24 protein-coding genes are annotated in these 24,296 nt (G+C 66.8%); 12 read left to right on the top strand and 12 right to left on the bottom strand.

Features of this window, described 5'->3' with window-relative positions; genetic code table 11:
* Window positions 1–134: 134 nt before the first annotated feature.
* The 4 genes from ACFSCT_RS12870 to ubiA form a co-directional block, all read right to left on the bottom strand.
* A complete protein-coding gene (locus ACFSCT_RS12870) occupies window positions 135–1,007 on the bottom strand; it encodes a LysR family transcriptional regulator (RefSeq protein ID WP_379143339.1) in 873 nt (290 codons plus the stop codon).
* 105 nt (window positions 1,008–1,112) lie between these two features.
* The gene (locus ACFSCT_RS12865; RefSeq protein ID WP_379143338.1) at window positions 1,113–1,463 is read right to left on the bottom strand and encodes a hypothetical protein; all 351 of its coding nucleotides are present in this window, start codon (window positions 1,461–1,463) and stop codon (window positions 1,113–1,115) included.
* A 17-nt stretch (window positions 1,464–1,480) separates the two neighbouring features.
* A complete protein-coding gene (locus ACFSCT_RS12860; protein ID WP_379143336.1) occupies window positions 1,481–3,706 on the bottom strand; it encodes an OmpA family protein in 2,226 nt (741 codons plus the stop codon).
* Window positions 3,707–3,768: 62 nt separating this feature from the next.
* Window positions 3,769–4,725, bottom strand: coding sequence for a 4-hydroxybenzoate octaprenyltransferase (gene ubiA / locus ACFSCT_RS12855; RefSeq protein WP_379143334.1), 957 nt, complete (start codon window positions 4,723–4,725; stop codon window positions 3,769–3,771).
* Between the two features lie 21 nt (window positions 4,726–4,746).
* Between ubiA and ACFSCT_RS12850 the strand changes: the two genes are divergently transcribed.
* The 7 genes from ACFSCT_RS12850 to ACFSCT_RS12820 all read left to right on the top strand — a co-directional run bounded on the left by ACFSCT_RS12850 (window position 4,747) and on the right by ACFSCT_RS12820 (window position 11,586).
* The gene (locus ACFSCT_RS12850; RefSeq protein WP_379143332.1) at window positions 4,747–5,484 is read left to right on the top strand and encodes a 16S rRNA (uracil(1498)-N(3))-methyltransferase; all 738 of its coding nucleotides are present in this window, start codon (window positions 4,747–4,749) and stop codon (window positions 5,482–5,484) included.
* A 100-nt stretch (window positions 5,485–5,584) separates the two neighbouring features.
* Window positions 5,585–8,440: a monovalent cation/H+ antiporter subunit A gene (locus ACFSCT_RS12845; RefSeq protein ID WP_379143331.1), complete on the top strand. Its 2,856-nt coding sequence runs from the start codon at window positions 5,585–5,587 to the stop codon at window positions 8,438–8,440.
* Window positions 8,440–8,826: a Na+/H+ antiporter subunit C gene (locus ACFSCT_RS12840; protein ID WP_379143329.1), complete on the top strand. Its 387-nt coding sequence runs from the start codon at window positions 8,440–8,442 to the stop codon at window positions 8,824–8,826. Before ACFSCT_RS12845 ends, ACFSCT_RS12840 begins: the two co-directional genes overlap by 1 nt.
* Window positions 8,823–10,421, top strand: coding sequence for a monovalent cation/H+ antiporter subunit D (locus ACFSCT_RS12835; protein ID WP_379143328.1), 1,599 nt, complete (start codon window positions 8,823–8,825; stop codon window positions 10,419–10,421). Before ACFSCT_RS12840 ends, ACFSCT_RS12835 begins: the two co-directional genes overlap by 4 nt.
* The gene (locus ACFSCT_RS12830) at window positions 10,418–10,909 is read left to right on the top strand and encodes a Na+/H+ antiporter subunit E (protein WP_379143326.1); all 492 of its coding nucleotides are present in this window, start codon (window positions 10,418–10,420) and stop codon (window positions 10,907–10,909) included. Before ACFSCT_RS12835 ends, ACFSCT_RS12830 begins: the two co-directional genes overlap by 4 nt.
* Window positions 10,906–11,175, top strand: coding sequence for a K+/H+ antiporter subunit F (locus ACFSCT_RS12825; protein ID WP_379143325.1), 270 nt, complete (start codon window positions 10,906–10,908; stop codon window positions 11,173–11,175). Before ACFSCT_RS12830 ends, ACFSCT_RS12825 begins: the two co-directional genes overlap by 4 nt.
* Complete coding sequence (locus tag ACFSCT_RS12820) at window positions 11,176–11,586, top strand: Na+/H+ antiporter subunit G (RefSeq protein ID WP_379143323.1); 411 nt, start codon at window positions 11,176–11,178, stop codon at window positions 11,584–11,586. It abuts the gene before it with no gap.
* Window positions 11,587–11,707: 121 nt separating this feature from the next.
* Here the strand turns inward: ACFSCT_RS12820 and dapA are convergent, their stop codons facing one another.
* Window positions 11,708–12,583 (bottom strand): 4-hydroxy-tetrahydrodipicolinate synthase, encoded by an 876-nt coding sequence (gene dapA / locus ACFSCT_RS12815; RefSeq protein ID WP_379143322.1) that lies wholly within the window; start codon window positions 12,581–12,583, stop codon window positions 11,708–11,710.
* A 132-nt stretch (window positions 12,584–12,715) separates the two neighbouring features.
* Here dapA and ACFSCT_RS12810 point away from each other — a divergent pair, with 132 nt between their 5' ends.
* Window positions 12,716–15,025, top strand: a complete 2,310-nt coding sequence (locus tag ACFSCT_RS12810; RefSeq protein ID WP_379143320.1) for a lytic transglycosylase domain-containing protein — start codon at window positions 12,716–12,718, stop codon at window positions 15,023–15,025.
* Here ACFSCT_RS12810 and ACFSCT_RS12805 read toward each other — a convergent pair.
* Together ACFSCT_RS12805 and mnmC2 are read right to left on the bottom strand one after the other, a co-directional pair.
* Window positions 14,985–15,938: a DMT family transporter gene (locus ACFSCT_RS12805; RefSeq protein WP_379143318.1), complete on the bottom strand. Its 954-nt coding sequence runs from the start codon at window positions 15,936–15,938 to the stop codon at window positions 14,985–14,987. The two genes, ACFSCT_RS12810 and ACFSCT_RS12805, sit on opposite strands and share 41 nt — an antisense overlap.
* The gene (gene mnmC2, locus ACFSCT_RS12800; RefSeq protein WP_379143316.1) at window positions 15,935–16,654 is read right to left on the bottom strand and encodes a tRNA (5-methylaminomethyl-2-thiouridine)(34)-methyltransferase MnmC2; all 720 of its coding nucleotides are present in this window, start codon (window positions 16,652–16,654) and stop codon (window positions 15,935–15,937) included. Before mnmC2 ends, ACFSCT_RS12805 begins: the two co-directional genes overlap by 4 nt.
* A gap of 31 nt (window positions 16,655–16,685) precedes the next feature.
* On the opposite strand from mnmC2, the gene ACFSCT_RS12795 reads away from it, so the two are divergent.
* The 4 genes from ACFSCT_RS12795 (at window position 16,686) to ACFSCT_RS12780 (ending at window position 19,912) form a co-directional block, all read left to right on the top strand.
* A complete protein-coding gene (locus ACFSCT_RS12795; RefSeq protein ID WP_379143315.1) occupies window positions 16,686–17,723 on the top strand; it encodes an NAD(P)/FAD-dependent oxidoreductase in 1,038 nt (345 codons plus the stop codon).
* A 93-nt stretch (window positions 17,724–17,816) separates the two neighbouring features.
* Window positions 17,817–18,377, top strand: coding sequence for a DUF4202 domain-containing protein (locus ACFSCT_RS12790; RefSeq protein ID WP_379143313.1), 561 nt, complete (start codon window positions 17,817–17,819; stop codon window positions 18,375–18,377).
* Window positions 18,378–18,482: 105 nt separating this feature from the next.
* Window positions 18,483–19,220 carry a uroporphyrinogen-III C-methyltransferase gene (gene cobA, locus ACFSCT_RS12785; RefSeq protein ID WP_379144369.1) on the top strand — a complete coding sequence of 246 codons (738 nt, stop codon included), beginning with the start codon at window positions 18,483–18,485 and terminating at the stop codon, window positions 19,218–19,220.
* Entirely contained in the window at window positions 19,217–19,912 is a 696-nt protein-coding gene (locus tag ACFSCT_RS12780) for a CbiX/SirB N-terminal domain-containing protein (RefSeq protein ID WP_379143312.1), read from the top strand. The genes cobA and ACFSCT_RS12780 overlap by 4 nt, the downstream gene beginning before the upstream one ends.
* Before the next feature lie 3 nt (window positions 19,913–19,915).
* Here ACFSCT_RS12780 and ACFSCT_RS12775 read toward each other — a convergent pair whose 3' ends face one another.
* The 5 genes from ACFSCT_RS12775 to ACFSCT_RS12755 all read right to left on the bottom strand — a co-directional run bounded on the left by ACFSCT_RS12775 (window position 19,916) and on the right by ACFSCT_RS12755 (window position 24,266).
* Window positions 19,916–20,752: a glucosamine kinase nucleotide-binding domain-containing protein gene (locus ACFSCT_RS12775; RefSeq protein ID WP_379143311.1), complete on the bottom strand. Its 837-nt coding sequence runs from the start codon at window positions 20,750–20,752 to the stop codon at window positions 19,916–19,918.
* Between the two features lie 3 nt (window positions 20,753–20,755).
* Window positions 20,756–21,235, bottom strand: a complete 480-nt coding sequence (locus tag ACFSCT_RS12770; RefSeq protein WP_379143309.1) for an ureidoglycolate lyase — start codon at window positions 21,233–21,235, stop codon at window positions 20,756–20,758.
* 52 nt (window positions 21,236–21,287) lie between these two features.
* Window positions 21,288–22,205: a bifunctional allantoicase/(S)-ureidoglycine aminohydrolase gene (locus ACFSCT_RS12765; protein ID WP_379143307.1), complete on the bottom strand. Its 918-nt coding sequence runs from the start codon at window positions 22,203–22,205 to the stop codon at window positions 21,288–21,290.
* Entirely contained in the window at window positions 22,202–23,608 is a 1,407-nt protein-coding gene (gene puuE / locus ACFSCT_RS12760) for an allantoinase PuuE (RefSeq protein ID WP_379143306.1), read from the bottom strand. Before puuE ends, ACFSCT_RS12765 begins: the two co-directional genes overlap by 4 nt.
* 112 nt (window positions 23,609–23,720) lie before the next feature.
* Entirely contained in the window at window positions 23,721–24,266 is a 546-nt protein-coding gene (locus ACFSCT_RS12755; RefSeq protein ID WP_379143304.1) for a type 1 glutamine amidotransferase domain-containing protein, read from the bottom strand.
* Between the last annotated feature and the right edge of the window lie 30 nt (window positions 24,267–24,296).

The raw sequence follows: 24,296 nt of genomic DNA, 5'->3' as shown, positions 1-24,296 counted from the left end.
CTTTGGGCTTGTCGGCGTCTTCGGCCTTGAATTTCGGCATCTTTGGCTGGCTCTCGGGCTAACGAACGAAGTGCATTGTAACGGCGCAACGATAGTCATATCAATCGCGACTTACCGTGGTTCAATTGAAAACTTCAATCAATAGAGCCGATTTCACGGGCGATCCTTAATAGCGCCTCGATGATGGGCGATTGCGGTTCCTTATCGGCGACGACCAGTCCGATCAGATGCCCTTGCCCGGGCAGATCGCGGGCCCTGACCCCGGCCGGCAGCGACATGCCCACGGCCACGGCGCGCGGCAGAACCGTCGCCCAATCGCCCTTGGCGACATGCGACAGGATCGCCAGCATGGAATTGCTTTCGACCCGCGGCCCGGTGACGGCATCGCCCAGATGGCGGTCGACGATGCGGCGGTTCTGCATGTCGGGGGTCAGCAGGCACAGCGGCCGGGCGGCGGCCTCGGCCCAGGTCACCGGACCGGACTTGCCGTCGCGGTCACCGCCGTCGATCAGGCAATAGGATTCGCGATACAGGGGCTGCACCTGCACCCGGCCCAGCGCCTCACTGTCCAGATAGGTCAGCCCGGCGTCGAGTTCGAGCGCGGCGATCTCGTGCCGGATCTCGTCCGAGGAACGCGAGAGGATCGAGACGGCGGCGCCCGGGTGACGGTCCAGAAACGGCGCGGTCAGCGTCGCCACACGCGGCATCGCCGTCGGGATCACGCCCAGACGCAGCCGCCCGGTCAGCCCTTCGCGGCCGGCGCGCAGCTCGGCCTGCATGGTGCGGGCATCGCCCACGATGCGGCGCGCCCAGTCCAGCACCCGCTCGCCCTCGGGGGTCAGGTCCTGAAACCGGCTGCCCCGGCTTATCAGCCGCGCGCCCAGTTGATCCTCCAGCGCGCGAATGGCCGTCGAAAGGGTGGGCTGGGTGATGCCCAGTTCCTCGGCCGCGCGGCCGAAATGCCGCGTCCGAGCCAGCACCATGAACATGTTCAGCCGGTCGATCACTCCGTCAGCCTATCAGCCGCGCCAGTCGGGGATAAGTGCAGTCGGTGATAAGTGGGGTCGGTGATAGATGCGGGCCGGGACAAACGCGGGCCGGGAAAGCCGGGGTCAGGGGCGCGCGCCGGGCGGCTGCTGCCGCGCCAGACGCCGTTCGATATAGGCGCGCAATTCCTCGACCTCGGCGCGGCTTTCGCCCAGCGCCTCGGTCGACGCCTGAAGCTCGCCCTCGACCTCGGTCAGGCGGACCTTGATCCGGCTCTCGGCCGCTTCCAGATCGGCGACGGCCTGATCGCGGGCCTCCTCGGCGTCATGCAATTCGCGTGCCAGATTGTCGAGCTGGCTCATATCGGCCCGGGTCACCCGGGTCAGCCGGTGAAATATCCACGAGGCGATCCAGCCCAGAACGAACGTCGCAAACAGGATGATCGCCGTTGCGGTGATGAATTCGGTTCTGTTCATGCCGGATCCCTTGCTGCCTATTCCGTCGTTTCCGTGTCGTCGACCAGCCCGGCGTCGGTCCCTTCATTCCCGCCGTCCCCATCGCTCACGTCGTTCATGGCCGGCGCGTCGTCCGGTCTTGCCTGCGGCCGCGGCGTGCGCGGCCCCGGGGTCCAGACCGGCAGGCGCTTGGCCTCTTCCTCGGCGATAGCATCGGCCTCGGCCTCGGCCTTGGCGGCGCCTTCGGCGTCAAGCGGCGCATCCGGCTCGCTATCCGCCGCCGGAATATCGGCCGGCGAGATCAGCTCTTGCGCAAGGGGCGTGGTCAGGGGCGGCAGAATCTCCAGTTCGGGCGGCGGTTTCGTCGGGGCCTTCTGGTCAATGGTGACGCCGGACACGACCGGGGCAGGTTTCGGCGCGCTCGCCGTGACCGGGGCTTCGGAAAGCAGCCGGAACTCGATCCGCCGGTTCGCCTCGCGCCCGGCGTCGGTCTCATTGGTGGCAACGGGATGGCTTTCGCCGTAACCGCGCGCGGTCAGATTGGCGGTATTGATGCCCGCACCCGCCATCGCGCGCAGAACCGCCTCGGCCCGTCCGGCCGAAAGCTTCTGGTTGAAATCCTCGCTGCCCTGCGAATCGGTATGGCCGCCGATCTCCATCTGGAAATCGTCGCATTGGTCCATGGCCTCGGTCAGCCGCGCCAGCGTCGCCTTGGGATCGCCCGAAATCTCGCTTTTGGCGGGCTCGAACCCGATCTCGCTTTCGGCCATGACGTTGTTCAGCCGGTCGACGCATTGGGTGCCGCTGGGAAGGCCCAGCATCGGGTCGAGCCTGCGGTCATAGCCGATGGCAAGCTCATAGCGGGCGCCCTCGCCCAGACGCCGCGACAGGATCCGCGCCGCCGTGTCGGATGCCGTGCGGCTGCCCGACACCCCGTCCAGACGCACCATGTCCGGGCTGACCGTGACCATGCCGCTTTCCAGATCGGCAAGCGCCTCGAGCGCGCCGATGGCACGGATCGTCCAGCCGTCCGGGACCGAAGGATCGCTGCGCAAGGTCGAATTCACCCGCGAAAACCGCGACCGGGCCAGCGATTCGACCGTTTCGCGCATGCGGTCATCGGTGATCGTGCCGTCCAGCGTGATGGTGCCGTCGCCAGGCGAATGGGCGGTGAATGTCGCCGGGTCGGGTTCCTGCACGGCGGGCGCGTCCAGATTGGCGGTCAGGTCGAACACATCGGGCAGCGCGCTTTGCAGCCGCCCGATGGCCTTGTCGAAATCCTCTTGCTTGACCGACGCGGGCGCGTGCAGCGTGATGTCGACATTCGACAGCGTGACATCCCCCCGTCCCAGTTCCGCCAGCGCCTGAATCGCCGGCACCGCGGCCTTGGCCCAGTCTGGCGTCGGCACCCCAAGCCCCAGCACGCAATCCGGCGCGCCCTTCACCCCGGCCTCGGTCCCCGCACGCAGGATGCGGGTCCGGGCGTCTTCGGTGTCGGCGGCGCAGGCGTCGAAACGCGGCCCCTTGTCGTCGATGACGAAACGCAGCGTGAACGGCGCGATCACCGGGCGCGGCGCGCTGATGTCGGTGACCAGCGTGACCGAGCGCGGCTTCTTGCCGGTCAGATCGGCCTCGATCCGGGCCTTTTCCTCGGCGCTGTCGGTGATCGCGGTGATCTCGACCTTTCCGGCCGAGACCGAGACCTTGGTGCGCGGCAGCGCCTTTACCGCCGCCAGCCCGAAATCAAGCGCCTCGCGCCAGCCGGGCGGCGTGGGATAGTCGGCGGCTTCCAGCAGATCGGCGACCTTGCCCTGCCCGGCCGACAGCGACAGGGCCGCGACGATGGACTTGCGGTCGGTGTCGGCCGGTACCAGCCCGATCAGGGACACGCCCTTGTCGTTGCGAAGAAACTCGACCGAGAAGGCCGGCGCCGCGATGGCCTCACGCGGTTTGACGGTCATGTCGTCAACCACGCGGTTCTGTTCGACCGCGCTGCCGGCCTGCGCCACCGCGCGCGAACGCAGCGCCTCGGACGGTGCCTCGCCGGTCAGCTGCACTTGCAGGCCGTCGGTCTTGACCGAAACCCAGTCGAAACCGCCTTGGCGCAAGACCTGCGTCACCTGCTTGTTCGATATATCCTCGATATAGCCGGCGGCCTGCGTCGCCCCCAGCCAGCACAGCCCCCCGGCCCCGGCCAACATGGCAAGGGCCGCCAGCCGGGCAGGAAGTTGCGAGCGGGTGCGGCGGGGTGGGGGATTTGTCAAGGACCGGGTCTTTCGGCTGTTGATGACGGCAGTTTCCTACGCCCGGAAAGCGGATTTCGCAATCACGCCAACGCCGCAAGTGTCAGAAACAGGGTCACGATCACGCCAGCGTCGCGGTTGGAACGGAACAGCGTGATCAATCCGGCGTCGTTTCCGATCTCGAATCGGCGCCATTGCCGGAACAGGTGCAGGCTAAAACCGACAGGCGCGGCAAGCGAAAGCAACCGCGCCAGCGCGCCCCCCGCCGGGACGACCAGAATCGCGGCCAGCATCAGCAGGACGGACAGTCCGCCGAATACCGCGAGCCAGCCCGGCGTCTTTTCCGCGAATAGGCGGGCGGTGGATTTCACGCCGATCAGCGCGTCGTCCTGAATGTCCTGATGGGCATAGATGGTGTCATAGAACAGCGTCCACGCGATCCCCGACAGCCACAAAAGCAGCGGCGCCGCGCCGAACGGCGCGCCATGCGCCGCCCATGCGACGAAAATCCCCCAGTTGAAGGCGAAGCCCAGAAAGACCTGCGGCCACCAAGTGAACCGCTTGGCGAAAGGATAGATCGCGACCAGCCCGAGCGAAGCCACCCCCCAGATGATCGCCGACCATCCCAGCGTCAGCAGGATCACCGCGCCCGTCACCAGTTGCGCCCCGAGCCACAGGAACGCGCCCCTGACACTGACCTGACCCGAGGGAATCGGCCGCGATCTGGTGCGCGCGACCCGCGCGTCAAAGTCGCGGTCGGTGATGTCGTTCCAGGTACAGCCGGCGCCCCGCATGACCAACGCGCCGATCCCGCAGGCCAGCGCGATCCACAGGTCGAACAGCCCGGCCCGGCCCGTCGCCATCATCGCCAGCGCCAGACCCCACCAGCAGGGCAGCAGCAACAGCCATGTCCCGATCGGCCGGTCGGCGCGCGACAGGCGCAGCCATGGTTTCCACGCCTCGGGCGCGTAAAGATCGACCAGATTATCGGCGGGCGCATCGGCGACTTGCGCCGGGGCCACGGGACGGGCAGGTTGCATCTTCGACTACAGGACCACTTCATGGCGAATGTCAGACTATATCTTGATCGTCCGCTTGGCCCCATGCAAGCGGTGGCGGTCGACGGGCCGCAGGCGCATTACCTTTTCGCGGTGATGCGGCTTGAGGTCGGGGCGTCGGTCGAGCTGTTCAACGGCCGCGACGGCAGTTGGTCCGCGACCGTGCAGAAAGCCGGCAAGCGCAATGGCGAATTGCTGTGCCAAAGCCAATCCGCCCCGCAACGAAACCCGCCCGACCTGTGGCTGATCTTCGCGCCGATCAAGAAGGCGCGCACCGATTTCATCGTCGAAAAGGCGGCCGAGCTTGGCGTGGCGCGAATCCTGCCCGTCCAGACCGACCACACCAATTCCGAACGCATCCGGCAGGACCGACTTCAGGCCCATGCCATCGGGGCGGCCGAACAATGCGGCGGGAATTTCGTGGCCGCCGTCACCGATCTGACCAGCCTTTCCCGGCTTCTGGACGGTTGGGACCCGGCGCGGCGGATCCTCTGGGCCGACGAATCGCGCGCCGGACCGGCCGAGACGCTCGCCGGGCTGCCCGCCGGGCCCTGGGCGATCCTGATCGGCCCCGAGGGCGGCTTTTCGGCGGCCGAGCGCGCGCGGCTGGCGCAATTGCCGTTTGTCGATCCGGTCAGCCTTGGTCCGCGCATCCTGCGCGCCGACACCGCCGCGGTCGCCGCGATCAGCCTGTGGCAGGCGGCTCTGGGCGACTGGCGCGGCCGTCCTGCGACAACCTGACCCGGTTTCGCGTCAAAAAAGGGTCGCAATGTCAGGCAGATTTGCTTGACACCCCCACCCCGATCCGAAACATCTGGTCAAACTGACTGTGAAAGAGTTCATGCCGCCGATTTTGATCGCACTCCTGCCGTTTATCGGTGCCCTGTTACCCGGCCTTCTGGTCCGTTCTGGACGCTCGGCCGCAGCGATTTCCTGTGGGACGACCACACTGGCCGCGCTGATCGGATTATGGCTGGATGCGCCCGAGATCATTGCCGGAAGACCCGTCGTCAGCCAGTTGAACTGGGTTCCGATGCTGGGGCTCAGCGCCGATTTCCGGGTCGACGGGCTGGGCCTTCTGTTCGGCACATTGATCCTTGGGATCGGGCTGCTGATCATCATCTACGCCCGGTTTTACCTGTCCCGCAAAGACCCGGCCGGTCAGTTCTATACCTATCTGATGCTGTTCCAGGGCGCGATGATGGGCATCGTGCTGTCGGACAACATCCTGCTTTTGCTGATTTTCTGGGAAATCACCTCGCTTTCCTCATTCCTGCTGATCGGGTTCTGGAAGCACCTGCCCGAGGGGCGGCAGGGCGCGCGCATGGCGCTGACGGTGACCGGGTTCGGCGGGCTTGCGATGATCGCCGGGGCGCTGATCCTTGGCCAGATCTCCGGCACCTATTCGATCAGCGAGATGCTGACCCAGCGCGCCGCGATTCAGGCGAGCCCGCTTTACCTGCCGGCGCTGCTGCTGATCCTGCTGGGCGCCTTCACCAAATCGGCGCAATTCCCGTTCCATTTCTGGCTGCCGCACGCCATGGCCGCGCCGACGCCGGTCAGCGCCTATCTGCACTCGGCCACCATGGTGAAGGCGGGGATATTCCTGATGGCGCGGCTTTGGCCGGTGCTGTCGGGGACCGCCGAATGGTTCTGGATCGTCTCGGTCACCGGGCTGATCACCATGGTATTGGGCGCCTATATCGCGCTGTTCAAGGACGATCTGAAGGCGATTCTGGCCTATTCCACGGTATCGCACCTTGGGCTGATCACCATGCTGCTGGGCTTTTCCACGCCCATCGCGGTGGTCACCGCCGTCTTTCACATCATCAACCATGCCACCTTCAAGGCCTCGCTGTTCATGGGTGCGGGCATCATCGACCACGAGGTCGGGACCCGCGACATCCGCCGTCTTGGCGGTCTGCGGCGGCTGATGCCGCTGACCTGCGTGCTGATGGTGCTGGCGGGGCTGTCGATGGCGGGCATCCCTCCGCTGAACGGCTTTCTGTCCAAGGAAATGATGCTGGAGGATGCCGCCCACGAACCGGCCTGGGCATTCCCGGTGTTCGCGACGCTGGGGGCGATGATCTCGGTCGGTTATTCGCTGCGGCTGATTTTCTTCACCTTCTGGGGACCCGAGCGCGACGATTACCCGCAAAAACCGCATGATCCCGGGTTCTGGCTGTGGATCTCGCCGGCGGTTCTGGTGGTTCTGGTCGTCGCGATCGGGCTGATGCCGCGGACCATCGCCGGCCCGCTGGTGTCGGTCTCGGCGCGCGATGTCATGGGCATGGCCGCCGCACTTCCGGAATACCATCTGAGACTGTGGAACGGCTTCACCCCGGCGCTGTGGATGTCGATCATCGCGGTCGCGGGCGGCGTGGCGATCGTGCTGATGTACCGGCCGCTGCGCGCCTTGTGGGCGGCCCTGCCGCACCCGGATGCAAAGACCATGTTCGATGCGCTGTGGTGGGGGGCGATGCGCGCCGCGCGCCGCATCACCGACCGGCTGCACGACGGATCGATGCCCAACGCGCTGGCGGCCTTGGTGCTGACGGTGATGGGGACGGCGGCACTGGCATGGTTCACCGGACAGGTCGGCCCGCAGACGCGACCGATGCTGCCCGCCGACCCGATCAGCGTGATCGCGTGGATCATGCTGATGATGGGCACGGTCTGTATGCTGCTGTTCCATCGCAACCGGCTTTTGGCGCTGGTTCTGGTCGGCATCGTCGGGCTGATCGTCTCGGTCAGTTTCGCCTATCTGTCGGCCCCCGATCTGGCGCTGACGCAGGTCTCGGTCGAGGTGGTCACGGTGGTTCTGCTGCTCTTGGCGCTGAACTTCCTGCCCAAAAGCACGCTGCTTGAGACGCGCGACAGCCTGCGCGGCTTTCAGGCCTTCGTGGCGGGGCTGGCCGGTCTTGGGTTCGGCGGGCTTGCCTATGCGATCATGCGGCGCGATTCGTCGTTTGAATCGATCGCGAACTATCATCTGGCCAACAGCTATACCGGCGGCGGCGGCCATAACGTCGTCAACGTGATCCTCGTCGACTTCCGGGGCTATGATACGTTCGGCGAGATCACCGTGCTTGGCATCGCCGCGCTTGCGATCTTTGCCCTGACCGAGACCCTGCTGGTCGGCACATCCTCGCGCCGGTTGCGCGGCTGGGTCTATGATCAGCCCCGCGCCGGCGACCGGCACCCGCTGCTTCTGGTCGTGGCGACGCGGCTGATCCTGCCGATTTCGCTTGTCGTGGGGCTGTTCATCTTCCTGCGCGGCCATAACGAGCCGGGCGGCGGCTTTGTCGCCGGTCTGGTCGTGTCGGTGTCGCTGGTCATGCAATACATGGCGTCGGGCTTTGCCTGGACGCAGGACCGCCAGCGCGTCCCCTATCACGTGCTGATCGGCCTGGGCGTGGTGGCGGCGGGGATCACAGGGATCGGCGCATGGTTCTTTGACCTGCCGTTCCTGACCTCGACCTATGGCTATTTCCGCATCCCCCCGCTTGAGAAATTCGAGCTGGCGACCGCGATGGGCTTCGATCTGGGCGTGTTCCTGTGCGTCGTCGGCGCGGTGATGCTGGCGCTGAACTCATTGTCGCGGATCGCACGGCGGGCGGGGCAGTCGGTGAATATCGACCCGATGGACATCTATCACAAAGGCCCAACGGAATCGGTCAGGGAGGCGGGACAATAATGGAGTTTCTGGTCGCCACCGCCATCGGCGCGATGACCACCGCCGGGGTCTATCTGATCCTGCGGCTACGGACCTTTGCCGTCGTGCTGGGCATGACGATGCTGTCCTATGCCATCAACGTGTTTCTGTTCGTGACCGGACGACTGGTGCTGAACGCCCCGCCGATCCTGACCGATGGTGTCACCCGCTATACCGATCCGATCCCGCAGGCGCTGGTGCTGACGGCGATCGTGATCTCGTTCGGGATGACCGCGCTTCTGGTCATGCTGGCGCTTGGCTCGTATCTCGAGGAAGACGACGAACATATCGACATGCCGCCCGCGGATCGGATCCGCCCGCGCAAGCCTGCGGCCCCGCAAGACAAACCCGCAGGACCCACCGAATGAACCACTGGATTATAGCCCCGGTCATCCTGCCGGCGCTGCTGGCGCCGCTGATCATCCTGTGGATGCGTCACGACATCGTTCTGGCGCGGGTGTTCTCGACCCTTGGCACCGCGGCCCTGATCGGCATCGCGGTCTGGCTGAACGTGATCTCGGCGGACGGCGAGATCACGGTCTACCGGCTGGGGAACTGGCCGGCGCCCTTCGGCATCGTGCTGGTTCTGGACCGGCTTGCGGCGCTGATGATCCTGCTGACCGGCATACTGGCGCTGGTCGTGCAGTTCTACGCCATCGGCTCGGGCTGGGACAAACGCGGCTGGCATTTTCACGCGCTTTGGCAGTTCCAGTTGATGGGCGTGTGCGGCGCCTTTCTGACCGGCGACGCCTTCAACCTTTTCGTGTTTTTCGAGGTTCTGCTGATCGCGAGCTATGGGCTGATGATCCACGCGGGCGGCGGATTGCGGCTGCGCGCCGGGGTTCAGTATGTGGTCTACAACCTTGCCGGCTCGACCCTGTTTCTGGCCGCGCTGGGGGTGCTTTATGCGGTCACCGGCACGCTGAACATGGCCGATCTGGCGGGCCGGGTGGCCGAGATGCCGGCCTCGGATTCGGCGCTGCTGAGGACCGGGGCGGTGCTGCTGATGCTGGTGTTCGCGGTCAAGGCGGCGCTGGTGCCGCTGCATTTCTGGCTGCCCTCGACCTATGCCAACGCGCCCGGTCCGGTTGCGGCACTGTTCGCGATCATGTCGAAGGTCGGGATCTATGGGATCATCCGGTTCTTTTCGCTGGTGTTTCCGCAGGACGGCGCGATCGAGAACATGGCGACCGATCTGCTGTTGCCGGCCGCGCTTATCACCATGGTCATCGGCATGATCGGGGTGCTTGGTGCCCGCAACTTGTCCCGGCAGGCGGCTTTTGCCGCCATCGGGTCGGTCGGGACGCTGATGCTTGCCGTCGCGCAATTCGATCAATACGACACGACAGCGGCGCTTTACTATCTGCTGCATTCGACATTCTCGGCGGCGATGCTGTTTCTGGTCGTCGACATGATCGCCGCGCGCCGAAACGGCGATGTCTGGCTGCATGTCACCCGACCGCTGATCGGTCGCAGCGGGCTGGTCGCGTCGCTGTTCTTTGCCGCCGCCATCGCCGTCGCCGGCATGCCGCCGCTGTCCGGTTTCATCGGCAAGCTGATGATCCTGAACGCAACGCGCGACATGCCGGACGCGCCCTGGGTCTGGGGCGCGATACTGATCACCTCGCTGATGGCGATCGTCGGTATGACCCGGGCGGGCTCGGTGGTTTTCTGGAAATGCTGGACGCCCGAGAACCCGCCGCCCGCGCCCTATGACCGGGCATCCGATGTCGAGGTCGAAGCCGAACAGGCCAATCCGGCCGGGACACCCTCTTACGTGCAGGCACTGGGCCCGGCGCCGTGGCTGGCCTTTGCCTCGGTGATGACGCTGCTGGCGCTGATGGTGGCGCTGACGGTTGCCGCCGGACCTGTGACGAACTGGATGGCCGCGATCTCGGAGCAGTTGTTCAACCCGGCTGATTACATCAACGCCGTTCTGACCAATCAGGGGGCGACGAAATGATGACGCGCCTGCTGCCGCATCCGCTTCTGTCGGTCTTGATCGTTCTGACGTGGATGATGCTGGTCAACAGCTTTTCATGGGCGAGCCTAGTGTTCGCGGTGCTTCTGGGCATCGTCGTGCCGCAGATCACCGACGCCTATTGGCCGGACCGGCCGCGCATCAGGCACCCGTTGCGGATGATCGAATATGTGCTGATCGTGTTGTGGGACATCTGCAAGGCCGATGTCGTGGTCGGGCAGATCATCCTGTTCAAGCCGAACCGGAACCTGCGCCCGGCATGGATCACCGTGCCGCTTGACCTGACCTCGCCCGAGGCGATCGCGGTTCTGGCCAGCACCATCACGCTGACCCCCGGAACGCTGACCGCCGACCTGTCCGAGGATGGGCACGCGCTTCTGGTCCATTGCCTGCACGCCCCCGACCCGCAGGCCGTCATCGACGAGATCAAATCGCGCTATGAAGCCCGGCTGAAGGAGATTTTTCCATGATCACCTATGCCCTCTGGTTCGCCTTTGGCTGCTTTGGCATCGCGCAGCTATGTTGCCTGTATCGGGTGGTCTTTTCTCCGGGCGTGCCCGACCGGGTGCTGGCGCTGGACACCATGGCGCTGAACATGATCGCCTTGCTGACGCTGGTCGGGCTGCTGTTCGGAACCCGGATGTATTTTGAGGTCACGCTTCTGTTTGCGATGATGGGCTTCGTGTCGACGGTGGCCTATGCCAAATTCATCCTGCGCTGCGACATAATCGAGTAGATGCCGATGGATCTGGTGATCGAAATCTTTATCTCGCTGGCTCTGGTGATCGGGGGCGCCTTCGGGCTGATCGGCTCGCTTGGTCTGGTGAAGCTGCCCGATCCGATGACCCGGCTGCACGGGCCGTCAAACACCGCGACGCTTGGGGTCGGCGCGGTGCTGATCGCGTCGATGGCGTGGTTCTGGGGGATTCAGGGTGAATTCAGCTGGCACGAGATCCTGATCACGATCTTTGTCGCCGTCACCGCCCCGGTGACCAGCCTGTTCATCGCCAAGGCGAACATGCATCGCAACCTGACGCCCGCGGATCTGCCCGACCCGGGCCGTGGCGAAGATTGGGCGACGTTCGGCGAATCGGGTGCGCAGGATGTCACCGGCGGTCCGCCGCGTGACGACCGCGGGGGCGAATAGACCGCCCCCGGATCGTCATTTCAGCCGCCATTCAGATGGTTTGACCGACCCACGCGGCTCGACCTGCGCGGCGCGATCTGCCCGGCCCTGCGCGATCCGGCCCAGCCCGTTCCGACCGCGCTCAGATCAGACCAGCATGGGCAAGCGCCGCGTCGATCTGCGCGCGCGCCGGCTCTGACAGCGGCACCAGCGGCAGACGAACCCGCGCGTCGCACAGGCCAAGCCGCGACATGGCGTATTTGGCCCCGACCAGCCCCGGTTCCACGAAGATCGCCACATGCAGCGGCATCAGCCGGTCCTGATACTCCAGCGCCGTGGCGAAATCGCCGCGCAGCGTGGCGTCCTGAAACTCGGCGCACAGGCGCGGCGCGACATTCGCGGTCACCGAAATGCAGCCGACGCCGCCGTGGGCGTTAAAGGCAAGCGCGGTGTCGTCGTTGCCCGAAAGCTGGACGAAATCCTTGCCGCAGGTGATCCGCTGCAGGCTGACCCGCTCCAGCTTGCCGGTGGCGTCCTTGACCCCGATGATCCGGGGCAGCCGCGCCAACTCACCCATGGTTTCGGGCGACATGTCGATGACCGAGCGCGGCGGAATATTGTAGATGATAATCGGAATATCGGCCGCGTCATGCAGTTCGGTGAAATGCGCGATCAATCCGGCCTGGGTGGGCTTGTTGTAATAGGGCGTCACCACCAGCGCGGCATCGGCGCCGACCTCGGCCGCGAACCGGACCAGCCCCACCCCTTCGCGGGTCGAATTCGACCCGGCGCCGGCGATCACCGGCACCCGCCCCGCCACCGTCTCGACGACGATGCGGATGACCTCGCGGTGTTCCTCATGGGTAAGGGTCGGGCTTTCGCCGGTCGTTCCCACCGGAACGATGCCCTTGCTGCCCTCGGCGATGTGCCATTCGATCAGCTTTTTCAGCGTGTCCGTATCCAGCTCGCCGTTCGGGGTGAACGGCGTGATGAGGGCGGGAAGAGACCCTTTGAACATGACACGCTCCTGTTGCGATTCCAGATCAGCCGCGGGCGGTCCGCCGCGCGGTGGCGGGAACCTATCCATATCATCCGGAATTGCCAAGGTTGTGAGTTGCCGCGCGCCGGGCGGTCGCGCAAATTGGCGACCATGATGTATCCTTTCCGGCACATTCTGGCCGCCGCATTGCTGGCGACGACGGTTTCGGCCGCCCCGGCGGTTGCCGAGGACGCGGGCGCGCTGCGGCGCGCCATGGGCTATGCGGGGGTCAAGGACTGGCCCGCCGCCGTCGCCGCCGCCGATCAGTCGGGGCCCATCGCCCGGGCGCTGATCGACTGGATGCGGCTGCGCGCGGGCAATGGCAGCTTTGCCGAATATCAGGCCTTCGCCGCCGCTTACCCCGACTGGCCGGGCATGGACCTGCTGTATCGCCGGGCCGAGGCGCGGATGACGCCCGCGACCCCCGGCGTTCTGGCGTGGTTCAGCGAAAGGCAGCCGCTGACCATGGCGGGCGCCGATGCGCTGATCGCCGCGCGGATCGCGGCGGGCGACAAGGCGGGCGCCGCGGCCGAGGCCAAGCGGGCGTGGCTGACCATGGACTTCGATCCCGTGCAGGAGGACGCCTTTGCCAACCGTCATCAGACGGAATTGCTGCAATGGCACGAGGAACGAGTGTTCGCCCTTCTGGACCGGGGCGAATGGCAGGCGGCGCAGCGGATGCTTGACCGCGCCTCGCCCGCGGCCGCGCCACTGGCCAATGCCCGCATCGCGCTGCAATCGGGGCGACGCGAGGGGGTGGACGGGCTGATCCTGGCCCTGCCCGACGCCCAGCGACAGGATGCCGGGCTGGCGATCGACCGCTTCAACTGGCGTCGCAAGGCCAAGATGACCGATCTGGCCCGCGATCTGCTGATCGAGCGATCCACCAGCGCCAAGGCCCTTGGCCGCCCCGAGGCATGGGCGGGCCCCCGCGCCGATTACGTGCGCGCCGCGCTGCGGGCCGGTGACTGGGCGCTGGCCGAGAAGATCGCGCGCAACCATTTCCTGCCGCCCGGCGCCCCCGAATATTCCGATCTGGAATGGCTTGCGGGCTATGCCGCGCTGCGGGCCGGGGCCAACGACCGGGCACTGGGTCATTTCCGGCATCTGGAAACCGTGGTCGGCGCGCCGATCAGCCTGTCGCGCGCATTGTATTGGCAGGGCCGCGCGCTTGAGGCGGCGGGCGATCAGGCCGCCGCCAACGCCGAATTCGCGCGCGCGGCCGGGCATCAGTCGACCTATTATGGCCAGCTTGCGGCCGAACGTCTGGGCCAGGCCATGACGCCCGATCTTGCGGTCGCGGGCCGTGCCGTCGAAACCCTGCCGCAATGGCGTGGCACGCCCTTGCGCAACAGTTCGGTCTGGCAGGCGGCGGTCTGGGCGAACGCGGCGGGCGACAGCGATCTTTCACGGCGCTTCCTGCTGCAACTGGCCGAAACCGCCCCGCCCGACGACATCGCCCGCATGGCGCGCATGGCGCTGGAATGGCGACAGCCCCATGTCGCACTGCGGCTGGCCAAGGCAGCGGCGTCGAAGGGCGCGGTCTGGCCCGCCGCCTATTTCCCGCTGACCGGGCTTGAGACCCATCCGCTCGGGCTGCCGCCGGAACTGGTCATGGCCATCGCCCGCCGCGAAAGCGAGTTCAACGTCTCGGTCGCCTCGGGGGCGGGTGCGCTGGGTCTGATGCAGGTCATGCCGGATACGGCGCGGATGATGGCCCAAAAGCTCGGCGTTCCGTATGAGCGCGCGATGCTGACCGAAAGCGCCGATTACAACGCCCGCATCGGCTCGGCCTATCTGACTGGGCTGCGCGACCGCTTCGGTCCCTCAATCGCGCTGGTCGCCGCAGGCTATAACGCCGGTCCCGGCAGACCGGCGCGCTGGATCACCCAGTTTGGCGATCCGCGAAATCCGAACACCGATCCGGTCGATTGGGTCGAGATGATCCCCTTTGACGAGACCCGGAACTATGTCATGCGGGTGGCCGAGGCGCTGCCCGCCTATCGCGCCCGGATCAAGGGCGCGCCGGTGCCGATCACGCTCATCGCCGATCTGAGCGGCGGCGGCGTCGTGCCATCGCGGCCGCCGGCGCCGCGCCCGGCGAATTTCCCGCCGCCCATACCCGAAGCAGCGCCCGAAGCCGCGCCGGAACCCCTGCCCTCGGCCATGCCGGGGTCGCAGCCTGATCCACAGTCTGAACCACAGCCCGAGATACCACCCGAGATTCAGGCCGCACCCGCCACCCAACCCGAGACCACAACCATGGCGGCGGCTGATACGCCCCCCGGCGCGGGGGCCTCGCCCCTGCTTCTGCCGCAACCGGGAACCGTGTTGGGCGCCAATCTGGCGACATCGGCGGCGTGGAACCAGGGTGTGCCGCTTATGCCTGATGCGCCGCCCGCCGCGCCCGTAACAGAGTGAACAGCCCCGCCGCCACCACGATCACCGCGCCGACGATGACATTCATCCGCAGCGGCTCGTTGAACACGCCAAAGCCGATGATGGCGATGAACACCAGTTGCAGGTACGAAAAGGGTTGCAGCGCCGACGCCTCGGCCATCTCATAGGCAAGGATCAGCAGCCAATGCGCGGATGCCGCGCAGACGCACAGCAGCAACAGCCAGATCCAGTCGGCGGGCAAAAGCGGCTGCCAGTACCAGATACCGATCAGCGTGATCGCGATGGCCCCGGAAATCCCGGTCCAGAAAAAGCTGACGACCGATGTGTCATAGCGCGCCACATAGCGGGTCAGCAGCAGATAGGTCGCATACATCGCGGCCGAGATCAGCGGCAGAACCGCCCAAGGGCTGAACACGGTCACGCCGGGGTTCAGGATCACCAGAATGCCCAGAAAACCGATCCCCACCGCCGCCCAGCGCCGCCAGCCGACCTTTTCGCCCAGTATCGGCCCCGACAGCGCCGATACCAGAAGCGGCGAGCAGGCGAATACCGCATGGGTCTCGATCAGCCCCAGCTTGACGAAGGCAAAGACGACGATGACGACCTCGCCCACCAGAAGCAGCCCGCGCAGAAGCTGGGTCCAGGGCTTCTTCGACCGGATCGCGTGCTTCAGCCCGCCGGTTGAGCGTGCGGCGATCACGGTCACGAAAACCGCCATGAACCAATAGCGCAGCATGACCACCAGAAACGGTGAATAGGCGCCGCCGAGGTGGCGCGAAATACCGTCCTGAATGGCAAAGATCAGCGCGACGAGGCAGGTCATCAGGATCGCCGCGACGGGCGGGTTGGTCGGCGCCTTGCCGGGGTTGGCCGGCGGCGGCACCTGTATCGGGGTCGTGGGCAGGTCGACGGGCTGCGGCGGCAGACGGTTCATGACAGCCTTCCGGTGGTCATATGTCTTTTGCTGCCGAAGCCGGGCTGGCGGGTGACCGCGAATCCCGCGCCCTGCAACGCCCGGCGGACGTGCCCGGCCGCGGTATAGGTCGCGAAACTGCCGCCGGGCGTGGTATGGGTCGCGACCGCCCGCAACAGCGCCGGGTCCCAAAGCTCGGGGTTGCGGGCCGGCGAAAAGCCGTCAAGGAACCACGCATCCGCCGCCCCCCGCCATTGCGGAAGCATCTGCCGCGCGTCCCCGATCACGATCCGCGCCGTCACCTGCCCCAGCGTGAATTCCCGCACCGGCCCGGTGGCATTGCCCCAAGCGGCCAGATATGCGCCGATCAGGGGGCCAAGTTCGGGAAAGGCGGTCAGGGCGCGGGCAATCTGAGCCGTCTCCATCGGTTCGGCCTCGAACGAGGTGAATCCGACCGGAACATCCGCGATCGCAGCCAGCGCCAGCAGGTTCAGCCCGGTGCCGAAACCAAGCTCGGCCACCTGAAAGCCCGGCCGCAGCCGCGCCGGCAGGTCGTTGCCGTCCAGAAACACGTGCCGGGTCTCGGCCAAGCCGCCCGACAGGCTGAAATACGGGTCGTCATAGCGCGTGGCCACCGGGATCACCCCGTCGCGCCAGTCCAGATCGGGGCCGGACCGGGCGTCCGACCCTGCGGCGTTCGGGTTTTCGTGATCACTCTGGCGGGGTATGGTCTGCATCGCGCGGCGATCCTGCGGAAAGGCAATGCGAATGGCAATCGGGAAACACCGCGTCACGGTGATGGGCGGCGGAATATTCGGGCTTTCCTGCGCCTATGCCTGTCAGCGGCTGGGAGCCCGCGTGACGGTGATCGAAAAGCGCCGCATCGGGGCCGGGTCAAGCGGCGGCACGGTCGGCGCATTGGCGCCCCACGTCCCCGAGAACTGGAACCCGAAAAAACAGTTTCAGATTGAAAGCCTGCTGATGGCGGCGGATTTCTGGGCCGGTGTCGCCGGGCTGTCGGGTATCGACCCCGGATATGCCCGCACCGGTCGCATCCAGCCCTTGCAGGACGATGCCGACATCGCCAAGGCCCGCGCCCGGGCGGCGGGTGCGGCGAAATACTGGCCCGCCTGGGCGTGGTGGCGGGTAGAGGTGGCGACCGACGCCTTTTCGCCGCTTAGCCCCACGGGTCTGGTCCTCAGCGACGGGCTGACCGCGCGGCTTGACCCTCGGGCCGCGCTGGCCGCGCTGGCGGGGGCGATCGAGGCCGCGGGGGGCGCGATCGCGCAAGGCGACCGGCCGCCCGATGATGGCGCGCCGGTGATCTGGGCGACCGGGGCCGAAGGGCTCGCGATGCTGTCGGAGGATCTGGGACGGCTGGTCGGTAACGGGGTCAAGGGACAATCGGCGACGCTGGGTTTTTCGGCCCCGGACGCGCCACAGATCTATGCCGACGGGCTCCATATCGTGCCCCATGCCGATGGCACCACCGGGATCGGATCGACCTCGGAACGCGGGGTGGATGATCCGGCAACCGACGAGGGGCTTGAGACGCTGATCGCCCGCGCCCGCGCGGTCTGTCCGGCCCTTGCCGATGCGCCGGTGATCGACCGCTGGGCCGGTTTCCGCCCCCGCGCCGTCAGCCGCGCGCCCCTGCTGGGTGCGTGGCCGGGGCGGCCGGGGCATTACGTCGCAAACGGCGGCTTCAAGATCGGCTTCGGCATGGCGCCGAAGGTCGCGCAGGTCATGGCCGATCTGGTGCTGAACGGCCGGGACGCGATCCCCGAGGGTTTTCGCCTTGTCTGAGCTTTATCAGCCCAAGGTTTATCAAGGACTTGCCGCGCCTACGTCGGCGCGTCACACTGTGCAACATCCGCCATTCCCGCCCGCGAGGACGCCATGCCCGACCTGAAAGCCGCCTTTGACGCCATCGACGCCGCCAATGCCCGCGATCCCGATCAGATCGACGGTGTGCCGGCGGCGCTGCTTTACGGGCTGCGCATGACCAGCCAGCAGGAACATCTGTATCCCGACGCATCCGACCCGCTGCGGATCGCCTGCCGTGGCCAGCATATCGAACGCTTTGCCCTGCCGCGCAGCGACTATCCCGAAAATCGCGCCGGCTATCTGGCCTGGCGGGTGGAGCAGGGGCGCCGCCACGCCGCCCGGGTCGCCGCGATCATGACCGAGGCCGGCTATGGCGCCGACGATATCGCCGCCGCCGAAAAAATGCTGCGCAAGGAAGGCATCAAGCGCGACCCCGAGGTGCAGGCGCTGGAGGATGTCGCCTGTTTCACCTTCATCCGCTGGTATCTGGGTGATTTCGGACCGACCCAGACGCCCGAGGAACTGCTGCGCATCGTCGAGAAAACCGCCCGCAAGATGTCCGCCCGGGCGCGCGGCATTGCGTTGCAGGAATTTCCGATGCCTCCCGCGCTGGCGGCCGCGTTTCGTGACTGAAAAAGCAGCACGCGCCGATCTCGGCACTGGAATACCGCTTTCACAATTCTAAATTCCGCGGCTCTGGGCTAAGCGACGGGCTGAAGGCGTTACGCTGTGGGAAAGATGACGGGCAAGGTTTATCTGATCGGCGCGGGTCCGGGCGACCCCGATCTTTTGACGGTCAAGGCCGCGCGGCTGCTGGGACAGGTGGATGCGGTCGTGTACGACCGGCTGGTCTCGCCCGGCATTCTGGCCCTCGTGCCGCCCGGTACGCAAGTGTTTCCGGTCGGGAAAACCGCCGGCCATCACTCGGTCCCGCAGCCCCGGATCAATCAGATGCTTGTTGATCTGGCGCGCGAAGGCCGCACCGTGGCCCGGCTGAAGGGCGGCGATCCGCTGATATTCGGGCGCGGCGGGGAAGAGGCCGAAACGCTCGCCGCCCATGGTATCGCCGTCGAGATCGTCCCCGGCATCACCGCCGCGCAGGGGGCCGCGGCCTCGACCGGCGTGCCGCTCACCCATCGCGGGCTGGCGGCGGGGGTGCGCTATGTCACCGGCCACCGGGCCGAGGATGTGGAACATGGCCCCGACTGGCCGGGTCTGGCCGATCCCGACACCACGCTGGTGGTATATATGGGCGCGGCGCAGATCGGCGCGATCGCCAAGGGTCTGATCGGCGCCGGGCGCGCGGCCGACACGCCGGTGCTGGCGATCTCATCGGCGACGACCCCGCAGGAAAAGCGGCTGACGGCGCGGCTCGATGGCATCGGGCAAGCGATGGCCGATGCGCCGATGCCCTCGCCGGTTCTGTTCATCATCGGCGCCGTTGCCGGGCTTTATCCGCCAGAACCGCCCGTATGAGCCGGGCGCTGATCATCTCGCACGGGCAGCCCGGCGACCCGGGCCCGCAAGAGGATGCGATACGCGATCTGGCCGCCCGGGTCGGCGCGCTGCTGCCCGATTGGCAGATCGGCGGGGCGACGCTCGCCGCGAAGGGCGCGCTTGGGGCCGCGATCGCCCGATTGCCCGACCCGCTGATCTATCCTTTCTTCATGGCCGAGGGTTGGTTCACCCGCACCGAACTGCCCCGGCGTCTGCGGGTCGCGGGCCTGCCGACCCCGCGCCAGTTGCCCGCTTTCGGCAGCGACCCGGCCCTGCCCCGGCTGGCCGCGAGTGCCGCCCGCCAAGGCGCGATGGCGGCCGGTCTGGCGCCCGGATCGACGACGCTTCTTCTTGCCGCCCATGGTTCGGGCCGTTCGCGCAACCCCGCGATGGCGGCCGAAGCGATGGCCGGTCGGCTGCGCGAGATCGCCGGTTTCGCCACTGTGGCCACCGGCTTCATCGAGGAAGACCCCCGCCTTCAGGATGTCGCGGCGACGATCGGCCCCGGGGGCGTCTGCCTGCCCTGCTTTGCGCTCAGCGCCGGGCATGTCCGGCAGGATATCCCGGATGCGCTGGAACGCGCGGGTTTTACCGGCCCGCTTCTACCGCCGCTCGGCGCCCTGCCCGAGGTGCCGGCGCTGATTGCCCGCGCGCTCAGCCAGCCGCGCTGACATTCAGCCCCGCAACAACCCAAGCGCCTGCGCCAAGGCGCCGTCAAGCGCGGTGCCCTTGGGCTGAATGATCTGCCAGCGCCCGCGCAACCGCGCCGCATAATGCGCGCCCAAGCCGCCGGTGAACGCGACCGGCACCGACCCGGCGTCGGGCTGCAACCGATCAATCGCCGCGGCGATCAGCGCGTCGGCCCGCATCAGAACCTCGCGCGCGGCGGGATCATCGGCCGCCGCCAGAACCTGCGGGGCCAGCCGGGCGAAATCCGCGCCGCTTGCATCGCGGGCGAACTCGATCACGCCGGAGATCCCGCCATGATCGGCGAACAGCCGGTCGGTCAGATCCGTCGGCAATGCCAACCCGTCCGCCGCACGCAAGACCCGGGCCAATATCGCCCGCCCGATCCAGTTGCCGCTGCCCTCATCGCCCAGAATCGGCCCGCGCCCGCCAACGGTCAGCGCATCGGGCCCGATACGCCGGGAAAAGATGGATCCGGTGCCGATCGCCGCGACGATACCGTCGCGCGCGCCCAATGCCCCCGCCACCGCCAGCATATGGTCCGGCAGGATTTCGGCGCGGCCAAACCCCAGAAGCGCCGGCAACCAATCCTCGGCTTGCGCTATATCCGCCCCGGCGAGGCCCAGAACGGCGACCACATCGGCGCGGTCGCGGCCGCCCAGCGCGGCGGAAATGGCCGCGCGGATCGCGCCGACGGCGGCGTCGCGATTGCTGGTCACATTGGCCGGGCCGCCGCTTCCCTGACCAAGAACCGCCCCGTCGCGATCGGCAAGCACCGCCCGGCACCCGCTGCCGCCGCCATCCAGACCCAGCGCAAAACGCATGGCTCAGCCCGTCACGGTGACCGGCGCGATCGTCACCTCTTCAAGATTGACCCCCGTCCCGGCGCGGTCCACGACCAGAAAATCCGCCGGCCGCTCCAGTGGCGTCAGCACCCCGTGCCAGACACCGGCCCGCAGGTTCACCCCCATGCCTGCCGGCACGACGAAGGCCAGCGGCGCCCCGGGCTTCCCGCCCAGATCCGGCGCCACGATCGACAACCACGGGTCCGGTCCCAGCGGCATGAAGGCCTGACTGCCCAGCGGATGCCGCTCCAACAGCGCACATTGATACGGCAGGCTGACCGGCTGGCTGCGGAAGATCGAGATGATCGCCTCGCCGCCGCCGCGCTCGACCGTCGCCAGCGCATCATGCCGCTCGCACCGGCCCGCGTTGATCAGCGTCGTCGGCATATCGCGGACCGCCAGAAGGTCGCCGAAAGGGGCGAAGGCCTCGGCCGAGATCGGAACCGCGCGGATCGTGCTCATATGTCTTCCTTGTCCAAATATCCCGGGGTCCGGGGCAGCGCCCCGGCTTACCCTATCCCCGCTGCGCCGGCCAAAGCCCGGCATGCCGGTTCACGTCCTTATACAGCAAATAGCGGAACGGACCCGGGCCGCCGGCATAGCACGCCTGCGGGCAAAATGCGCGCAGCCACATGAAATCGCCCGGCCCGACCTCGACCCAGTCGCGGTTCAGGCGGTAAACCGCCTTGCCCTCCAGCACGAACAGCCCGTGTTCCATCACATGGGTTTCGGCGAACGGGATGCTGCCGCCCGGCTTAAAGGTCACGATGGTGATATGCATGTCGTGACGCAGATCCGCGGGGTCCATGAAGCGCGTGGTCGCCCATGCGCCGTCGGTATCCGGCATGACCGAGGGCGCGATGTCCTGTTCCTGCAGGACGATCGGATCGGGCCGCTCGACCCCGTTGCAGGGCTGCCAGCGCTTGCGCCACCAGTGAAAGCCCGCCGGGCCTTTGGTCTGGTTGCGGATTTTCCAGCGCGAGCCGGGCGGGATATAGGCGAAGCCGCCGGGCCGGAGCTGATGTTCCGTGCCGTCGATGACCACCTGCATATCGCCGCCGGTGACAAAGACCGCGTGCTCGATCTCCGGGTCGTCGTCGGGCTGGTCGCTGCCGCCGCCCTCGGCCAGTTCCACCACATACTGGCTGAAGGTCTCGGCGAATCCGGTCAGTGGCCGGGCCAGCATCCACATGCGCATGCCTTCCCAGCCCGGCAGATAGCTGGTCACGATATCGCGCATCACGCTGCGGGGGATGACGGCATAGGCGTCGGTGAAAACGGCGCTGTCGGTCGTCATCCCGGTCTGCGGCGGCAGCCCCGCGACGGGGCCGGCATAGGCGATCTTGCGGGCATCGGCCTCGGATACGACGGGCACATCGCCGACCGGCGCACCTTTCGGCGGCGTGTCGGATGATTTGGCGGCTTTGGTCATTTCAGCGCCTCCTGCAGGCGAAGTTCGGCGATGCGCATCACCTGCCGTTCGGCTTCGGCGCGCTCGGTTTCGGTGTCGTTCTCAAGACGGCGCGACATGGCGCGCTGAATGCCGGCCTTGTCATGGTCGCGCACGGCAATGATGAAGGGAAAGCCGTGCTTGGCGGTATAGGCGTCGTTCAGCCGGGTGAATTCGGCGCGCTCGGCGTCGGTCAGCGCATCCAGCCCGGCGCTTGACTGCTCGGCGGTACTGTCGGCGGTCAGGCGTTTCGCCTGCGCGAGCTTCCCGGCCAGATCGGGGTGCGCGCGCAGCACCCCCAGCCGCTCGGCATCCGAGCTGGTGCGGAACACCTGCGCCATGCGCGCGGCCAGCCCGGCGGCGCTGTCATGCACCGGCCCCATCTCGGCCTCCCAGACCCGTTCGGCGATGAAGGGAGAGTGTTCGTATATCCCGCCGAATTTCGCCAGAAACGCGTCGCGGTCCATGTCCGACGGGCGCAAGCGCGCGGCATAGGGATGGGTCGCCGCCCAGTGCCGGGCAATTTCCAGCCGCGTGGCGAACCACACGCCTTCATGGCCGCGGGCATGGTCCAGAAACCGCTTCACCGCCATGGCCCGCCCGGGGCGCCCCGCCAACCGGCAATGCAGCCCGACCGACATCATCTTGGGCGCCCCCGCCGCACCCTCGGCATAGAGCATGTCGAAACTGTCGCGGAGATAGTCGAAGAACTCGACCCCGGTGCCAAACCCCTGCCCGCTCGAGAAGCGCATGTCATTGGCGTCCATCGTATAGGGCACCATAAGCTGCGGACGCCCCTTGTGGACGTGCCAATAGGGCAGATCGTCGGCGATGGTGTCGGCCAGATATTCAAAGCCGCCTTCCTCGGATCCAAGCGCCACCGTATTCATCGAGGTGCGGCCCTGATAAAATCCGCGAGGCCGCTCGCCGGTCACTTTGGTATGCAATTCGACGGCGCGGGCGATATGCTCGGCCTCAAGCTCGGGCGGGACGTCCTTGTATTCGATCCATTTATAGCCGTGGGTGGCGATTTCCCACCCGGCGCGCTGCATCGCGGCCACCTGTTCGGGCGCGCGCTCCAACGCGGTCGCGACCCCGTAGACGGTGATCGGCACATCCTTCAACAGCCGGTAAAGACGCCAGAAGCCGGCCCGCGCGCCGTAATCATAGATCGATTCCATGTTCCAGTGGCGCTTGCCCGGCCAAGGCTGGGCCCCGATGATCTCGGACAGGAAAGCCTCGCTGGCCTGATCGCCGTGTTCGATGCTGTTTTCGCCGCCCTCTTCGTAATTCATCACGATCTGGACCGCGATCCGCGCGTTACCGGGCCATTTCGGGTCCGGGGTGGTTTCCCCGTAACCCCGCATATCACGGCTATAGCGCATGTTCGTCCCCTTGATCCGATCGGCGTTGGCGTTGCCAAGTCAACCCCGACCGGCCGGGCCACGCAAGCCCCCGGTGACGCGATGCACTCTATTGAAAACGCAAAAACTGACGTCAGTATTCGACGCCAAGCGCATCCGCGATCGCTTCGACGAAATCGTCGAGATCCTGGGGGCTGCGGCTGGTGATCAGCCCCTGATCCTGCGCGACGGCCCGGTCGACCACATTCGCCCCGGCGTTGCGCAGATCGGTCAGGATCGAGTCGTAGCCGGTCATGGTGACGCCTTCGGCCAGCCCCGCCTCGATCAGCAGCCAGGGCGCGTGACAGATGGCGGCGATGGGCTTTTCGGCGCCGTAGAACGACCGAATCAGGTCAAGCGCGTCATTGTCGGTGCGCAGCTTGTCGGGGTTGATCACCCCGCCGGGCAGGATCAGCGCATCATAATCGGCCGAATCGGCCTCGCCGATCGACAGGTCGCTTTCGATCTCGTCGCCCCAATCGCCGTCCAGCCATGATTTGATCACCCCGCCCTCGGGCGAGGCGATCTCGACGGTGGCGCCAAGTTCGCGCAACTGATCAAGCGGTTCGAACAATTCGGAATGCTCGAAACCGTCCGAGGCGACGATCAGGATGCGGCGGTCTTCCAGCGTATCGGGCATGGCCATTCTCCGTATCAGATGCCGGGTGAA

The organism is Paracoccus pacificus, from assembly GCF_042680785.1.
GTDB lineage: Bacteria > Pseudomonadota > Alphaproteobacteria > Rhodobacterales > Rhodobacteraceae > Paracoccus > Paracoccus pacificus.
Note: the sequence above shows the minus strand (reverse complement) of the source record. Positions and strands in the feature narration are given on the sequence as shown.

Excerpts from the sequence above, each read along its gene's own strand:
- ACFSCT_RS12865 (WP_379143338.1), bottom strand. The coding sequence starts at position 1,463 with ATGAACAGAACCGAATTCATCACCGCAACGGCGATCATCCTGTTTGCG.
- ubiA (WP_379143334.1), bottom strand. The coding sequence starts at position 4,725 with ATGCAACCTGCCCGTCCCGTGGCCCCGGCGCAAGTCGCCGATGCGCCC.
- ACFSCT_RS12850 (WP_379143332.1), top strand. The coding sequence starts at position 4,747 with ATGGCGAATGTCAGACTATATCTTGATCGTCCGCTTGGCCCCATGCAA.
- ACFSCT_RS12845 (WP_379143331.1), top strand. The coding sequence starts at position 5,585 with ATGCCGCCGATTTTGATCGCACTCCTGCCGTTTATCGGTGCCCTGTTA.
- ACFSCT_RS12840 (WP_379143329.1), top strand. The coding sequence starts at position 8,440 with ATGGAGTTTCTGGTCGCCACCGCCATCGGCGCGATGACCACCGCCGGG.
- ACFSCT_RS12835 (WP_379143328.1), top strand. The coding sequence starts at position 8,823 with ATGAACCACTGGATTATAGCCCCGGTCATCCTGCCGGCGCTGCTGGCG.
- ACFSCT_RS12830 (WP_379143326.1), top strand. The coding sequence starts at position 10,418 with ATGATGACGCGCCTGCTGCCGCATCCGCTTCTGTCGGTCTTGATCGTT.
- ACFSCT_RS12825 (WP_379143325.1), top strand. The coding sequence starts at position 10,906 with ATGATCACCTATGCCCTCTGGTTCGCCTTTGGCTGCTTTGGCATCGCG.
- ACFSCT_RS12820 (WP_379143323.1), top strand. The coding sequence starts at position 11,176 with ATGCCGATGGATCTGGTGATCGAAATCTTTATCTCGCTGGCTCTGGTG.
- dapA (WP_379143322.1), bottom strand. The coding sequence starts at position 12,583 with ATGTTCAAAGGGTCTCTTCCCGCCCTCATCACGCCGTTCACCCCGAAC.
- ACFSCT_RS12810 (WP_379143320.1), top strand. The coding sequence starts at position 12,716 with ATGATGTATCCTTTCCGGCACATTCTGGCCGCCGCATTGCTGGCGACG.
- ACFSCT_RS12805 (WP_379143318.1), bottom strand. The coding sequence starts at position 15,938 with ATGAACCGTCTGCCGCCGCAGCCCGTCGACCTGCCCACGACCCCGATA.
- mnmC2 (WP_379143316.1), bottom strand. The coding sequence starts at position 16,654 with ATGCAGACCATACCCCGCCAGAGTGATCACGAAAACCCGAACGCCGCA.
- ACFSCT_RS12795 (WP_379143315.1), top strand. The coding sequence starts at position 16,686 with ATGGCAATCGGGAAACACCGCGTCACGGTGATGGGCGGCGGAATATTC.
- ACFSCT_RS12790 (WP_379143313.1), top strand. The coding sequence starts at position 17,817 with ATGCCCGACCTGAAAGCCGCCTTTGACGCCATCGACGCCGCCAATGCC.
- cobA (WP_379144369.1), top strand. The coding sequence starts at position 18,483 with ATGACGGGCAAGGTTTATCTGATCGGCGCGGGTCCGGGCGACCCCGAT.
- ACFSCT_RS12780 (WP_379143312.1), top strand. The coding sequence starts at position 19,217 with ATGAGCCGGGCGCTGATCATCTCGCACGGGCAGCCCGGCGACCCGGGC.
- ACFSCT_RS12775 (WP_379143311.1), bottom strand. The coding sequence starts at position 20,752 with ATGCGTTTTGCGCTGGGTCTGGATGGCGGCGGCAGCGGGTGCCGGGCG.
- ACFSCT_RS12770 (WP_379143309.1), bottom strand. The coding sequence starts at position 21,235 with ATGAGCACGATCCGCGCGGTTCCGATCTCGGCCGAGGCCTTCGCCCCT.
- ACFSCT_RS12765 (WP_379143307.1), bottom strand. The coding sequence starts at position 22,205 with ATGACCAAAGCCGCCAAATCATCCGACACGCCGCCGAAAGGTGCGCCG.
- puuE (WP_379143306.1), bottom strand. The coding sequence starts at position 23,608 with ATGCGCTATAGCCGTGATATGCGGGGTTACGGGGAAACCACCCCGGAC.
- ACFSCT_RS12755 (WP_379143304.1), bottom strand. The coding sequence starts at position 24,266 with ATGCCCGATACGCTGGAAGACCGCCGCATCCTGATCGTCGCCTCGGAC.